Source organism: Amycolatopsis rhizosphaerae (assembly GCF_007713715.1).
GTDB lineage: Bacteria > Actinomycetota > Actinomycetes > Mycobacteriales > Pseudonocardiaceae > Amycolatopsis_E > Amycolatopsis_E rhizosphaerae.
On sequence record NZ_VJWX01000012.1, the window covers coordinates 1 to 13,558 of the forward strand.

Here is a 13,558-nt window from a genome sequence, read left to right on the forward strand (position 1 = left end):
TCAAAACCCACACCCCCTACAACGAAACCACCGCCTGGACACACCACCAACACCAGCAAACCGCCGCTTGACAACCAAAACCCAGGGATGTCTTCACGGTCGATTCGCCTGTGAAGGGACCCTTCACGGCCAACACTCACGCGCCGGACCCACGGGCGGGGCAGCACCCGGGTTCGGGGGAGCGCTCTCGTGTGCGTGTTCGCAGCCGGTGCCGTCACCCTGGCCTGCGCCGGGGTGACGTCCGTCGTCATGCGTCGCCGACTGCCCCGGGCCTGACCGAGGAGCCCTCCCACCTCCGGCCACCACGGCCGGAGCGGAACGCTCAGCGTTGACCCGAGACGAACAAGTCGATCGCGTCGGCAACGAGCATGTCGGCCTGTCCGGGCTTTGCCCGGCCCGACGTGACGAGCACGGCGATGCCCTGCAGGGTGGCGGCGAACAGCAGTTGCAGACGTTCTGGATCGCGTGCGGGCAGCGTGCCCGCTTCCTGTGCGTCCCGAATCACGGTGCCCATCGTGGTGAACAGACGTGTGGACGCCTCCCGAAGGGCGGCGGGCGGCTCACCGTTCTTCCTCGAGAACATCAACTCCAGCAACGCCGCGTTCTCGATCGCGAACTGCACGAATGCCGTGGCCGCGCCGAGCAACCGCGCCCGGTGGTCCGTGCCGGCGGCATCGATCGCCGCGCGCGCCTCGTCGGCCAGGCGCGTGAATCCTGTCTCGGCGAGGGCGTCCAGGAGCGCCTGCCGGTCCGCGAAGTGACGGCGGGGCGCGGCGTGGCTGACACCGGCCTGGCGTGCCAGGTCACGCAGCGAGAGGCGCTCGACGCCGTGCTCGCGCAGCGCGCGCTCGGCCTCGTCGAGCAGCACGCCGCGCAGGCGGCCATGGTGATACGCGCGATCTTCCACGGTTCACATCCTAACAGCGAATGTAGTCGTTGACAACATTGTAGTCAGTGCCTACATTGTTGCTCATGACTACTTTTGGCGTTGCGGAGATCCCCGACCTGTCCGGCACGACCGCGATCGTGACCGGCGCCAACAGCGGTATCGGACTGGCCACGGCACACGCCCTGGCCGCGGCCGGTGCCCGTGTCGTCTTCGCCGTGCGCGATACCGACAAGGGCGCCGCAGCCGCTGCCGACACGCCCGGCCGCACCGAAGTGCGCGAACTCGACCTCGCCAGCCTGGACTCCGTGCGCGCCTTCGCCGCCTCCTGGACCGGCCCGATCGACCTGCTGATCAACAACGCCGGTGTCTCGATGCGAGAGCTGAGTCGCACCGCCGACGGCTTCGAGGCGACCTTCGGCATCAACCACCTGGGCCACTTCGCTCTGACCACGCTGCTGCTGGAGCACATCACCGGCCGGATCGTGACGCTGGCCTCGGGGGCCGAACGCCTGGCTCACCTCGACTTCGACGACCTCAACTGGCGCGCACGGCCCTACCGGCAGAGCCGTGCCTACAACGACTCGAAGCTGGCCAACCTGCTGTTCACCGCGGAACTGCAACGCCGGCTGACCGCCACCGGCTCGGGCGTTCTGGCGAACGCGGCGCACCCCGGTCTGGTCGAGACGAACATCTACCGGCACCCAGGGCCCCGGCGCCCGGTCGATCGGCTTTGGGCGCTTGCGTTCCGACTGCTGGCTCAAGGCGCCGACGACGGCGCGCTCCCGGTGCTCTACGCCGCTGTGGGCGACATCCCCGGCAACAGTTTCACCGGGCCCAGCCACTTCGCACACCTGCGCGGCGCCCCGCAGCTCATCGACCGCTCCGCCGCCGCACAGGATCCGGACCTCGCACGCCGTCTCTGGGCGACCTCGGAACAGCTCACCGGCATCCACTCCACGGTGTAGCCGAGTCCCCTCACGGGAAGCAGTGGTCAGCCGAGGCTGAGGCGGGTTTGGCCTGGACGGAGAGTGGGACCGCAGTTGTTCGTCCAGCCCGGCGCGGTGAGGTTCGACATGTTCATGGCACGGTCGACCCGCGCCGTGTTCCGTAGCGCGTAGGCACGGAGTTCGGCAAGGACGGCCGGGCTGGGCACCGCGTCCTTGCGAATCCAATCACCACCGGGGAAACCCTCCACGTCCGGTGAGTCCAAAACCTGGTCGTAGTCTCGGGCCAGGCGTGGATCGACCGGTATTCGATGGAAGCCGCTCCCGTGCGTGTGGGTGGTGATGAAGGTCGGTTTGACTTCGTCGAACACGTAGTCGCGCAGGCCTGCCGCGTCGTTGTCATGGATGTAGTCGGCGATCCTGGAGTCGCCAAGCCCACCCAGGTCGATCAGGTGCAACCGGCTGGTCATCGAGGATCCGCCGAGATCAGCCAGCAGCAGGGAACCCTGACGGACGCCTGCCAGGTCGGCGTAGGCGTTGAATATTCTCCCGTAGCGGTCGGCGACGGCACAGGCCGGGAAGGTCGGGGCCGCTGCGAACTGCTCGGATTGACCCGCGAACGACACGGCTGACGGGATCGTCGCGACGGCCAGCGCCGCCGCGAGCAGTGCGCGGGTGCGGGGACGGGCTTGGCGCACTACTTCGACCGCGGCGAGTGTGCTGATCAGCGCACCGAGCGCCCAGACCGGGGTCGCGAAGCGATACACCCCCATCCAGTCGGGTTTCAGCACCGCGTAATCGGCCAGAGCTATGGCAAGGGGTACGAGCAGCGCGACGAGTCCCCGTCGCCACTGAACCGTCCTGGTCAGCGCGAGCCCGACGACTGAAGCGAGCACGAGCACGGCGAGCGCACCGGCATAGCCGACCAGTTCACCGATCCGGGTGAGGGCCTCGATTCCGGGAGCGTCCTGTCCCTTGGCCACCGTCGGGTTCGACAGCAGGCGGCCGAACTCGAAATATCGCCAGCAGATATAGGTGCCGGTCAGAAGCGCGAAGGCGCCGACGGAAAGCCCGATATGACGCAGGCTCTGACGGATAGTGGTTCTGCGTAGCCAGAGCAGGACGACCACGGGATACGCGGCGCCGTAGCTGAGACCTTCCGGCCGCGTCAGTGCGGCGAAAGCGGCGAGCCCACCGGCCGCCAGCGCGACCCGTGCCGACGACAAGCGGTGGTCCAGTACGGCGCGGAACAACAGTACCGCCAACGAGAAGACCACCAGCGCGTAAAGGGAGTTCTCCAGCCCCGAAAAGCACCAGATCACGAAGGACGGAATCGCTGCCAGCGTGACCCCGAACAGCGACGTCACCAGCCAGGCGTGCTTCGTCACCCGGCGCGCGGCCAGGTGACCGGCCACGAGAATCGCGGCGCAGCAAAGTAAGGCGAGCGCTTTGGGGAAGAGAATGTAATCGGGTAGCCCGAAAACAGTGCCGTGATCGAACAGCCCGAGTAGCCGTCCGGCTGCCAGCAGGACCAGCCAGGTCGGGTTGGAATAGGCTTCCACCGGAGCCGCGCCCGCCTGCACCACTGGACCGAGCCCCTCGGAGACGCTACGGGAATAGGCGAACGTGATGGCGGCGTCGTCCACCAGCCAGCCGCCGTAACGTATCGCATGCAAGGCGATCAGTGCCGTCCCGCCGGCCACCGAAAGCCAGGGCAGGCTGGTGCGCCAGTTCGCCCGCGGCTTTTTTTCATCCGATTTCTCCGGCGCTACGTCAATGCCGTCCGCACCGGACACGGTCATCGTCATGAAGAGTGATCCTCCGCAAAGCAGGGGCGGTCGAGTTTTTCGCGGAAAATGTTTCGTTCGCTTCGGTGCTTCCGCGTCAGATGCTGGAGGGCCAGACGGCGAGCGAATAGGCGCCGAACCACAGCCCGGCCAGCACCACACCGCCCACGACGAACGCTGTCGTGCGCCCGCGCCGGCGGGAAAGCCGGATCGCGGCGACGATCAGCAGCGGGAACGCGGACAGCAGCAGCCGCACCCGGTCGTGGATGATCCCGGAGTGCGCGACGACCAGTGCAACGCTGCCGGCGGTGTAGAGCCAGACCGGCCACGGCATCCGGGTCCGCACGGTGGCGATGACGACCGCGACGATCACGACCGCGGTCAGCACCGGGAACACCTCCCGCGAGGTGGTCAGCATGTCGAGCACCCAACGGGCGGTGGTCACGCCGAAGTCGACGCGGTTACCCCACCCGCGCTCGGTGATCCCGAAATACCCGCCGGGCACGCCGGAGGCCAGACTCACCCACAGCAGGTAGCCGAGCATTCCAAGTGGTGCGACCACGACCGCGACCGCGGCCGCGATCCGGTGCGTGCGGGCGCGGAACAGGTGGACCAACCCGGCCGCCATGACCACCGGGATCAGCGGGCCTGCCATGGGTGAGGTGAGTCCGGCCGCCGCGGCGCCGAGCCCGGCCAGGATCCAGCGTTGTTCAAGGATGGCGACGAGGGTCCAGGCGGCAAGCGCAACCAGGAGCGCCTCGGGGTAGGGCAGGGAGTACACCACGGACATGGGCGCCCCGGCGGTGAGTGCGACTGCGGCCAGTTGGCCGCGCCGCCCGGCCCCGGCGTGCTGGGCGAGGCGCGCCACCCCGTACCCCGCGGCGATCGACGCCGCGAGGGACACGGTGAGCGCGACAGCCAGGAGGTGCCCACCGAAGGGCAAACCCAACAGGCGCACGACGAGGGGGTAGCCGGGGAAGAACGCCATCGGCGCGTAGGGGAAGTATTCGCCCTGCAAGTCGTAGGTGACGGACGGGTCGAACCCGCCGTAGCCGTAGTCGGCCATGCCGAGGTAGAAGTAGCCGTCCCAGGCTTGGAAGTCGAAGGGGCGGTGGTTGGCGGCGCACATGACCCAGGTGACGAGCAGGCCCAGAGCCCGGATGGTCAACACGATCACGGCCGGCAGGGCGAGCCTGCGGAGGCGGGCCAGGCGCGAGGGCCACAGCTGGTTCCCGTGCTGCCCCTGTTCCGGGTAAGGACCGGTCGGAGCCGGCCCTTCCGAAGGTTGGCCAACGGGACGGGTCAGGTAAAGCGGCTGGTCGGGAGCGTCTTCCCGGACAGAGCCATTGCGTTTCGGTGTGAAGGGGATCATTTCGCGAACCGTGTCGGATATCAGCCTCGGGAGGGACCTTCGCTCACCGGTCCGTTTTCGAGGGTGACTTGGACATCCACGAGTGACACGGCGGTCACGTCGCTGGTCGTGATCTCGTCATCGGAGGTCTGGACCGCCGACCGGACCGCACTGCCCACGGCCGGGTTGACGGTCGAGCCCGAGCCGGGAATCGACGCGTTCGCCACCGCGCCACCGGCGGCGAGCGTGGCGATCGCGGCTGCCACGGCCAAGGAGGGAGTCCACTTTTTTGTCGTCATGCCCGGTTGTGTTCCCGATCGGCCCGCGAGCGTTGCGTCAGCGACCCACGTCACGGTGTCCAGTGAAGACGGAAAGCCGCGACCTTCGGATCGGACGCAACGCCGGCGGGGCCATCGGGAACGTAGAAGGCATGACAACGAACAAGTGTCTCGAGGGCTTGTGACACTGTCGAGTGAAGCGGGAACACGTCCGGAGACGACGGCTGGAGAGTGGGTGCGGCGACCAGACACGCGTGCCGGACAGGGCGGTGACGCGGACCCCCACGGTCCTCCGCCGAGTGACGACCAGATGCTGTGGCAGCAGGCAGCACGCGGGGATCGCGCCGCGTTCGGCGAGCTGTACAAGCGGCATGCCGAGGCCGTGTGGAACTACGCCTACCGGCTGACCGGCTCGTGGGCATCGGCCGAGGACCTCACGTCCTCGACGTTTCTCACCGCGTGGCAGAAGCTGTCCGACTTGATACTGGTCAACTCCAGCGCGCGGCCGTGGCTGTTCACCGTGACCAGCAACCTGGTCCGCCACGAGTACCGCAGGCTGGGCCGGTTCTCCCGGATGCTGACGCGGATTCCGCTCAACGACACCACGCCTGACCATGCCGACGACGTGGCTGATGCGGCCGACGCGGACCGCCGGCTGCGCATGGTGCTCGACGCCGTAGGCAAGCTGCCCAATGGGGAGCGGCGAGCCGTCGAACTGTGCCTGCTCGGTGAGCTGTCCACGGCCGAGGCCGCCGAGGTGCTGAGGATCGCCGAGGTGAGCGTGCGGGCGCGGATTTCCCGTGCCCGCAGTAAGCTGCGAGGTTTTCTGAGTGACACTGGCGCGGGCATCGATACGACAGCCGAGGAGGGGCGATGAACGAGACCGCGGACCTACCGGAGTGGCGACCGATGCCCGAGGGCCTGCGGGATCGGTTGTGGGACGAGCTTGAGCCGCAGTTGGAGACGCGGGCTTCCGGCGGCTGGTTCCGGACGATGCGGGCACCGTTGGCCGTGGCTGCCTCGGTGGTTGTACTCGCCGCTGGGATTGCGATCGCGCTCCCTCAGCTTCGCGGCCATGACCAGGGCGAGGCGGTGCCCGCTGCCAGCTCCGCGGGGGACGCGCAACTGGTCAACGAGTGCGTCCAGGCCCGCGACAAGCGGCTCCCGCCGGCCCCCAACTGGCGGGCGGGCGCCCGGCTTGACGTCGACTCGGCGAATGGTTTCCTGGCGATCCGCAACGACGAATACGCGGTGCTCTGTTTCCTCAAGAACGGCAAGGGCACGATGCTCATGGAGGACAGCGGCAACACGCGTGACGTGTACAGCCGTCTCACCGCAGCGCGTCCGTTCGGTTACCTCGCCCCGTTGAACACGAACTACTCCGCCCCGGAAGCCGTCTACTTCGGAATCGCGACCAGCGACGTGATCGCCGTGTCGCTGGTGGGACCGGACAACTCGGTGACCCCCGCGATCCTGCGTGACGGCACCTTCCTCGCGAGGACCAAGTCCATGGAGGGAAGCGACCAGTCCGACACCAGCCGCATCCGGGCCACCCTCAAAAACGGACAGGTGATCGAAGGCTCCTTCCGCTGAGGAGCTCGAGCTTGTCGGCGGCATCCGTGTCCTCCAGCGGCAGAAGGATTCGCATCCGGATACCGGTCTCGGGCGTCACGAGCACCTGGCAACGCAGCCGGATCAGCCCGACCGTGGGGTGCTGGACACCCTTCAGATCGGTGCGCCGGACGGCCACGTCGTGCCGGTCCCACAGCATCCGGAACTCCGCACTGTTCGCCGCGAGCTCATTGACCAGCTCGGTGATCCGATCGTCTTCGGCGCGGCCGGGAGTAGGTGGCACGAAGGTCGCTGACGTGAGACCTCGACAGGCGGGCCCGGTCTGCTCCCGGAACGCGATCATGAAGTGGCCCGCGGAGGTCGTCGTGTGCTCCAGGTCCGGGGCCCAGGCACGCCAGAGTGCGGCGGCGTCGTAGCCGAGTGCCGCTCCCCAGTCCTGTTGGACGACGGTGACCGGCATCGCCAGCCGGTTTCCGGCGGCGCGGTCGGCCCGGTCGTGTTCGACGTCGATACCGGCGGAAGCACGGTAGTCGGCGACAGGCTGTTCCTCGCGATACTGCTGTCCGCGCTGGTGACGGACGCTCTGGATGTCGTGGTCATACTGGCGATCGCGGACGGACGGGGTGGGGCAGCACCCCGGTTCCGGGGAGCGCTCTCGGGCTCACATGGCGCGATAAGCCTCGACCAGCTGCCGCTCCGCATCGTCCAGGTACCCGGCCAGCAGCCGCGCCGCGGCCGCGCCGTCGCCGCTGCGCAGCGCCAGCAGGATCTCCCGGTTCCGCTCGAGGTAAGGCTCGTGGAAGGGCTTCAGGTCGGTCATCACGTGGAACACCAGCCGCAGCTCGGCGAGGAGACCTCGGACCAACTCGTCGACCCGGGGGCTGCCCGCGAGCTTGATCAGCGCCTGGTGAAAGCGCATGTTCGCGGTACCGAGCTCACGCCACGCCTGACGTTTCCTGGCGTCCTCTCCCTCGGCGACCGCGGCCTCCACCTCCGTCAGCCTGTCCCCCGGCGGGCTGGTGATCTCCCGGAGCACGGCACACTGCACCAGCTTGCGCACCCGGTACAGGTCGATCACGTCCTCGGCCGAGAGCCGGCGCACGAAAACACCCCGGTTGAGCACGTGTACCAGCAGCTTCTCGTGCGTGAGCAGCCGGAACGCCTCGCGTAGCGTGTTCCGCGAGACACCCAGTGCACCGCCGATCGCCTCCTCCGACAGCCTGCTGCCGGGCTCGAAGAAGCCCTCCGTGATCCGCGAACGCAGGATGTCGGCCAGCCGTTCGGCGGTGCTCGTGCGGCCGAGCAGGAGGCGATCCGCTTCGAGACCAGTGCTGAGGGTCGAGTCCGTGGACTCGGCGTCGATGCTCACTCGGGGGGCCTCCGGTTTGTCAGGGGCCGGACCGCGTGACGAAAACTTGGCCAATGGCCCGAACCACGGTCCAACCTGGGACTTGTCCTGCGAAAAGCCTATCCAAACGCTCCTGGACCTCTCTCATGTTCCCCAAGAACATTGACGGATCGTTCAACGATCCCTAACTTCATGGATTACCTTACCCCTGCGATTGGACCCGTGATGACCGCTTCAACCGAGGCCACCACCCGGACCACGTTGGTGTCGGCGGGACTCGAGGTGCGGAGCTTCGCATGAACATCCTGCAATGCGGTAGCGAAGCGCTGCTCGTCGACGTCGACGGAATCGACGCCGTGCTCGGCCTCTACGCCGCGCTGTCCGACCGCCTCCCCGAGGGCGTAACAGAACTGGTGCCGGCGGCGCGCACCCTGCTGGTGTGCTTCGATCCGGCGGTGATCCCGGCGCAGGAGCTGGCCGATCTGCTGGCGGGCACCGAACCGGTGCCCGCCGAGGCGGTGCGCGGTGAACTGGTCGAGATCCCGGTGTACTACGACGGGGCCGACCTGGCCGAGGTCGGCGAGCACACCGGCCTCGGCGAGCACGGAGTCGTCGAACTGCACACCGCCGCCGAGTACACGGTGGCGTTCAGCGGGTTCGCTCCCGGGTTCGGTTACCTGACCGGGCTGGACCGGCAACTGCACCTGCCGCGGAGGGCCATTCCCCGGACGCATGTGCCTGCGGGGGCGGTCGCCATCGCCGGTGAGTTCACCGGCGTCTATCCGCGGTCATCGCCCGGTGGCTGGCAGCTGATCGGCCGGACCGAGGTCCCGCTGTGGGACCCGGCCCGACGCCCACCGGCCCTGCTGCGGCCGGGCACCCGCGTCCGCTTCCGGGAGACCCGATGATCGAGGTGGTGCGGCCGGGGCCGCTGACGACAGTGCAGGACCTGGGGCGTCCGGGGCTGGCCGCGCTCGGCGTCGGCCGGTCCGGGGCGGCCGACCGGCGATCGGCGGCACTGGCCAACCGGCTCGTCGGCAACTTCGACGGTGCCGCGGTTCTGGAAACCACCTTCGGTGGATTGGTGTTGCGGTTCCGGCAGGTGGCACGGGTGGCGGTGACCGGCGCGCCCTGCCCGATCCGGCGCAACGGCCGGGGTGAGGCGATGAACGCCCCGTTCACCGTATGGCCGGGCACGGAGCTGGCGCTGGGCACGCCGTCCACCGGGCTGCGCACCTATCTGGCCGTGCGCGGCGGGATCGGGGTGGAGAAGATCCTCGAGTCGCGGTCGACGGACCTGCTGGCGGGACTGGGGCCGTCGCCACTGCGCGAAGGCGATGTGCTGCCCGTCGGCCACGACATGTGCGGGCCGCTGCCCGCGGTGGAGGTCGCGCCGGTGCCCGATCCCGCCGGGTTCGGACTGATCGTCCGGGTCGTGTCCGGCCCGCGCGATGACTGGTTCGGGCCGGAAGCGTTGCGGATCCTGTCCACGGCCACCTACGAGGTGACCTCGGAGAGCAACCGGGTCGGAGCGCGCCTGGCGGGTCCGCCGCTGCCCCGCTCTCGCGGGGGCGAGCTGCTCAGTGAAGGCATGGTGCCGGGCGCGATCCAGGTGCCCCCCTCGGGCCAGCCACTGGTGTTCCTCGCGGATCATCCGGTCACCGGTGGATACCCGGTGATCGGCGTCGTGCTGACGGACGACCTGCCGGTGATGGCCCAGGCCCGTCCAGGCCAGTCCGTCTCGTTCCGCCTCGTGCCCGGTTCGCTGCGGCGCCACGCCGCGAACGTGCCCGGGGCGGCCGCGGTCTGAGTCAGCGTCCGGCAGCCCGGCTCGACTGGGGTCCTTTCGGCGCACGCGCCCTAGCGGGCGAGCAGGGCGCGCAACGCCTTGACAATCTCGTCCGGTGCTTCCTCCGCCATGAAGTGGCCCGCGGAGGTCGTCGTGTGCTCCAGGTCCGGGGCCCAGGCGCGCCAGAGTGCGGCGGCGTCGTAGCCGAGTGCCGCTCCCCAGTCCTGTTGGACGACGGTGACCGGCATCGCCAGCCGGTTTCCGGCGGCGCGGTCGGCCCGGTCGTGTTCGACGTCGATACCGGCGGAAGCACGGTAGTCGGCGACGATCGAGGGGACGGCCTCGCGGGAGGCCCTGAGGTACTCGGCGCGCACCTCGGCGGGGATGGCACGAGGATTTCCACCCCAGGCATCGAGGAAGTAGCCGAAGAAGGCGTCGGCGCTGGCGCTGATCATCTGCTCGGGCAGACCGGGCGGCTGGGCCATGAGGTAGAGGTGGAAGGCCACCGCGGCGCGCGCTCCGTGCAGGACGTCCCACATGTCCAGGGTCGGCAGGACGTCCAGCGCGGCGAGGTGGGTGATCGTGCCGGGGTGGTCGAGGCCCGCGCGGATCGCGACCAGGGCACCGCGGTCGTGCCCGGCGAGGGCGAAGCGCTCGTGGCCGAGCTGTTCGGCGAGGGTGACGAGGTCCCGGGCCATCGTGCGCTTGGCATAGGTGGTGGCGTCGCGTTCGGCGGGTTTGCCGCTGGCTCCGTAGCCTCGCAGGTCGGGGCAGATCACGGTGTGGTCGGCGGCGAGGTCGACGGCGACGTGGCGCCACATGAGGTGGGTCTGCGGGAAGCCGTGCGCCAGCATGACGGGGCTGCCGTGACCGCCCACGGCCACGTTCAGCGTCGCGTCCTCGTCGACCGTGATGCTCCGGTACTCGAATCCGGGGATGGTCAGAGCCATGGTTGCTTCCTCTCCTGACGGGGTCGACTGGCGCAGCGTGCCGGTCGCGGATGAGCAACCGATGAGCGCGCTAGGTTGAGTTCCCGGTGGGGAGGTGGGTCGCTCGGTGGTCGGTGTCCTCTTCGGTGTCCATTTCGGTGTCCTCGGACCGGTTGTGGCCTGGGACGCCAGCGGCACGCCCATCGACGTGAAGGGGCCGAAACACCGGGCGCTGCTGGCCCGGCTCGTCGTCGCGCGCGGCCGGGTCGTGCCGGTCGCCCGTCTCGTGGAGGACCTGTGGGAGTCCCCTCCGCCCGGCGCGGTGAGTGCGGTCCGCACGTTCGTCGCGGCATTGCGGCGCGCGCTGGAACCGCAGCGCCCGCCGCGCGCACCGGCTCGGTTGCTGGTCACGGAAGGGCCGGGTTACGCGCTGCGGGCCGAGCCCGGCGCGGTGGACGCCTGGCGGTTCGAGGACGTGGTCGCGGCGGGCGCCGCGCCGCCACAGCGGACCCTCGCACGTCTCGACGAGGCGCTGAGCTGGTGGCGGGGGCCCGCCTTCGCCGATTTGGAGGACGAGCCGTGGGCTCGGGTCGAGCGCTCTCGGCTCGAGCAGTTGCGGCTCAACGCGATCGAGCTGCGGGCCGAGGCGCGGCTGGCGCTCGGGCATGCCGCCGACGTCGTTCCGGACCTCGACGCCCATGTGGCCGAACACCCGTGGCGGGAAGAGGCATGGCGGCTGCTGGCCACGGCCCTGTACCGCACGGGCCGCCAAGGGGACGCGCTCACGGTGCTGCGCCGGGCTCGCGGCCTGCTGCGCGAACGGCTCGGTGTCGATCCGGGGCCCCGGCTGAGCCGGTTGGAAACCGGCATCCTCCGCCAGACCGATCCCGGTTCCTCGGAGGTGGAACGAATCTGGGCGGCCACCGCGGCAGCGTACGACCGTACGGTGGCATCGGGCGCCGAGAGCAGGCTCGAATCGACGGTCGGCCTGCTGCGGAGTCTCGCGGTCGCCGGGGGCGGCGGGCTCGAAGCGGCGCGCGAACAGCGGTTCGCGACCATCGCGGCGGCCGAGCGGCTCGGTGATCCCGAACTCACCGCCCGCGTGATCGGGGGCTACGACGTGCCCGCGATCTGGACCCGCTCGGACGATCCGGAGCAGGCGGCGCGGATCGTCGCGGCGGCCGAACGCGCACTGGCGGCGCTTCGCCCCGGCACGCACGACGCCACGCGGGCCCGCCTGCTGGCGACGATCGCGCTGGAGTCCCGGGGCACGTGGGCCGCGCGCGGGCCCGAGGCCGCCGGGGAAGCGGAACGGATCGCGCGACGGCTGGGTGATCCGGCACTGCTGGCCTTCGCCCTGAACGGCGTGTTCATGCAGACCTTCCACCGCGCGGGCCTCGCCCCCGAGCGAGACGGGATCGGCGTCGAGCTCGTCGCGCTGTCCGCCCGGCATGGCCTGGTGACGTTCGAAATCCTCGGTCATCTCATCCGCGTCCAGGCTCGCGCGGGGCTCGCGGACTTCGCCGTCGCCGACGAGCACGCCGCCGCGGCGGACCGGCTCGCCGAACGGCACGAACGCCCGCTGACCGGTGTGTTCACCGCCTGGTACCGGGCGCTGCGGTCGGCCGCGACCGGGCCGCCGCAGGCCGCGGAGGCCGCCTTCCGCGAGGCGGCCGCGCAGTTGAGCGGTGCCGGGATGCCCGGGGTGCAGCGCGGCCTGCTTCCGTTGGCGCTGTTGTGCCTGCGGGTGTGGCACGGCCTCCCGGCCGATTTCGGCGACGACACCGACTGGGGCCCCTACGCGGCTTGGGCGCGCCCGCACGTGCTCCTGGCGCGGGACCGCCCGGCCGACGCGGCCGCCGCCCTGCGCCGGGTCCCGGAACCGCCGCGCGATCTGCTGTTTGAGGCACTGTGGTGCCTCACCGGCCGTGCCGCGATCAGGCTGGGCGACCGGGAAACGATGCGGCGCGCCCGCACCGAACTCGCCCCTGCCGCGAAGGAACTGGCCGGGGCGGGCAGTGGCCTGCTCACCGCAGGCCCTGTCGAAGATCACCTCGACGCCCTCGCCGCCGCCCTGAGCCACACGCCGTGAGCAGCGCTCGGCTCATCCCCTTCGGGCCAGGAGCGCGACGACCAGGCAGCCGAAGGCCCCGGTCGAGACCACCGCGCGGACCAGGTTCCACCGCACCCACCTCGTTTCGAACCGCGCCCGCAGTCCGGCGTAGTCGCCGGTGCCGCTCTCCAGTGCGTTGTTCAGCGGAACGTTCACCACTCCGGTGATCACCAGCATCGCCAGCAGCAGCGCGAAACCCGCCACCACCCACGGCAGCGCCGGGCGCGCGTCCGGCGCCAGGTGCAGCACGACGGCGGCGCCCGCGGCCAGTGGCGCGCCCAGGAAGGTCAGCATGAAGACCGGGTTGATGATCGCGAGGTTGATCCCGCGCATCGCCTCCACGTACGTGCGGTCGTCGCCACGGGCGAGCCCCGGCATGACCGAGCACGCGTAGGCGTAGAAAAGCCCGGCGAGCAACCCGGCCGCGATGAGCGCGGCCACCAGCACGACAGTCGAAACAGCGGTCATCGCGCTCCTCCCCGACGCACCGTTCGATCCGATGACGGTCATGGCACTCAGCCAAGCAGCGATGAGTGACACCCTCCATGGCCGAATCGC

General features: G+C 69.8%; 14 protein-coding genes and 1 pseudogene. 6 read left to right on the top strand and 9 right to left on the bottom strand.

Features of this window, described 5'->3' with window-relative positions; genetic code table 11:
- Nucleotides 1–322: 322 nt before the first annotated feature.
- A complete protein-coding gene (locus FNH05_RS02590; protein WP_144585631.1) occupies nt 323–907 on the bottom strand; it encodes a TetR/AcrR family transcriptional regulator in 585 nt (194 codons plus the stop codon).
- A 65-nt stretch (nt 908–972) separates the two neighbouring features.
- Between FNH05_RS02590 and FNH05_RS02595 the strand changes: the two genes are divergently transcribed.
- Complete coding sequence (locus FNH05_RS02595; RefSeq protein WP_144585632.1) at nt 973–1,854, top strand: oxidoreductase; 882 nt, start codon at nt 973–975, stop codon at nt 1,852–1,854.
- A gap of 26 nt (nt 1,855–1,880) precedes the next feature.
- Here the strand turns inward: FNH05_RS02595 and FNH05_RS02600 are convergent, their stop codons facing one another.
- From FNH05_RS02600 to FNH05_RS02610, 3 genes are all read right to left on the bottom strand, one after another.
- Nucleotides 1,881–3,641 carry a hypothetical protein gene (locus FNH05_RS02600; RefSeq protein ID WP_246127463.1) on the bottom strand — a complete coding sequence of 587 codons (1,761 nt, stop codon included), beginning with the start codon at nt 3,639–3,641 and terminating at the stop codon, nt 1,881–1,883.
- Between the two features lie 76 nt (nt 3,642–3,717).
- Nucleotides 3,718–4,797, bottom strand: a complete 1,080-nt coding sequence (locus tag FNH05_RS02605; protein WP_144585633.1) for a hypothetical protein — start codon at nt 4,795–4,797, stop codon at nt 3,718–3,720.
- 215 nt (nt 4,798–5,012) lie between these two features.
- Complete coding sequence (locus FNH05_RS02610; RefSeq protein ID WP_144585634.1) at nt 5,013–5,243, bottom strand: hypothetical protein; 231 nt, start codon at nt 5,241–5,243, stop codon at nt 5,013–5,015.
- A gap of 316 nt (nt 5,244–5,559) precedes the next feature.
- Between FNH05_RS02610 and FNH05_RS02615 the strand changes: the two genes are divergently transcribed.
- Nucleotides 5,560–6,126, top strand: a complete 567-nt coding sequence (locus FNH05_RS02615; RefSeq protein ID WP_144585662.1) for an RNA polymerase sigma factor — start codon at nt 5,560–5,562, stop codon at nt 6,124–6,126.
- On the top strand, nt 6,123–6,842 hold the full coding sequence (locus tag FNH05_RS02620; protein ID WP_144585635.1) for a hypothetical protein: 720 nt from the start codon (nt 6,123–6,125) through the stop codon (nt 6,840–6,842). The genes FNH05_RS02615 and FNH05_RS02620 overlap by 4 nt, the downstream gene beginning before the upstream one ends.
- Here the strand turns inward: FNH05_RS02620 and FNH05_RS39075 are convergent.
- The 3 genes and pseudogenes from FNH05_RS39075 to FNH05_RS02630 form a co-directional block, all read right to left on the bottom strand.
- A complete protein-coding gene (locus tag FNH05_RS39075) occupies nt 6,805–7,164 on the bottom strand; it encodes an MmyB family transcriptional regulator (protein WP_246127469.1) in 360 nt (119 codons plus the stop codon). The genes FNH05_RS02620 and FNH05_RS39075 overlap by 38 nt on opposite strands.
- Nucleotides 7,162–7,359: pseudogene (locus tag FNH05_RS02625) on the bottom strand (alpha/beta hydrolase); the annotation flags it as partial. The pseudogene FNH05_RS02625 and the gene FNH05_RS39075, both read right to left, overlap by 3 nt.
- A gap of 123 nt (nt 7,360–7,482) precedes the next feature.
- Nucleotides 7,483–8,190, bottom strand: coding sequence for a GntR family transcriptional regulator (locus FNH05_RS02630; RefSeq protein WP_144585636.1), 708 nt, complete (start codon nt 8,188–8,190; stop codon nt 7,483–7,485).
- Nucleotides 8,191–8,465: 275 nt separating this feature from the next.
- On the opposite strand from FNH05_RS02630, the gene pxpB reads away from it, so the two are divergent.
- Nucleotides 8,466–9,077, top strand: a complete 612-nt coding sequence (gene pxpB / locus FNH05_RS02635; RefSeq protein ID WP_144585637.1) for a 5-oxoprolinase subunit PxpB — start codon at nt 8,466–8,468, stop codon at nt 9,075–9,077.
- The gene (locus FNH05_RS02640; protein WP_144585638.1) at nt 9,074–9,979 is read left to right on the top strand and encodes a 5-oxoprolinase subunit C family protein; all 906 of its coding nucleotides are present in this window, start codon (nt 9,074–9,076) and stop codon (nt 9,977–9,979) included. The genes pxpB and FNH05_RS02640 overlap by 4 nt, the downstream gene beginning before the upstream one ends.
- A gap of 50 nt (nt 9,980–10,029) precedes the next feature.
- Here the strand turns inward: FNH05_RS02640 and FNH05_RS02645 are convergent, their stop codons facing one another.
- Nucleotides 10,030–10,908 (bottom strand): alpha/beta fold hydrolase, encoded by an 879-nt coding sequence (locus FNH05_RS02645; protein ID WP_144585639.1) that lies wholly within the window; start codon nt 10,906–10,908, stop codon nt 10,030–10,032.
- Nucleotides 10,909–11,014: 106 nt separating this feature from the next.
- Between FNH05_RS02645 and FNH05_RS02650 the strand changes: the two genes are divergently transcribed.
- Nucleotides 11,015–12,979 (top strand): AfsR/SARP family transcriptional regulator, encoded by a 1,965-nt coding sequence (locus FNH05_RS02650; RefSeq protein WP_144585640.1) that lies wholly within the window; start codon nt 11,015–11,017, stop codon nt 12,977–12,979.
- 12 nt (nt 12,980–12,991) lie between these two features.
- Here the strand turns inward: FNH05_RS02650 and FNH05_RS02655 are convergent, their stop codons facing one another.
- Nucleotides 12,992–13,468: an anthrone oxygenase family protein gene (locus FNH05_RS02655; RefSeq protein ID WP_144585641.1), complete on the bottom strand. Its 477-nt coding sequence runs from the start codon at nt 13,466–13,468 to the stop codon at nt 12,992–12,994.
- Nucleotides 13,469–13,558: the final 90 nt, after the last annotated feature.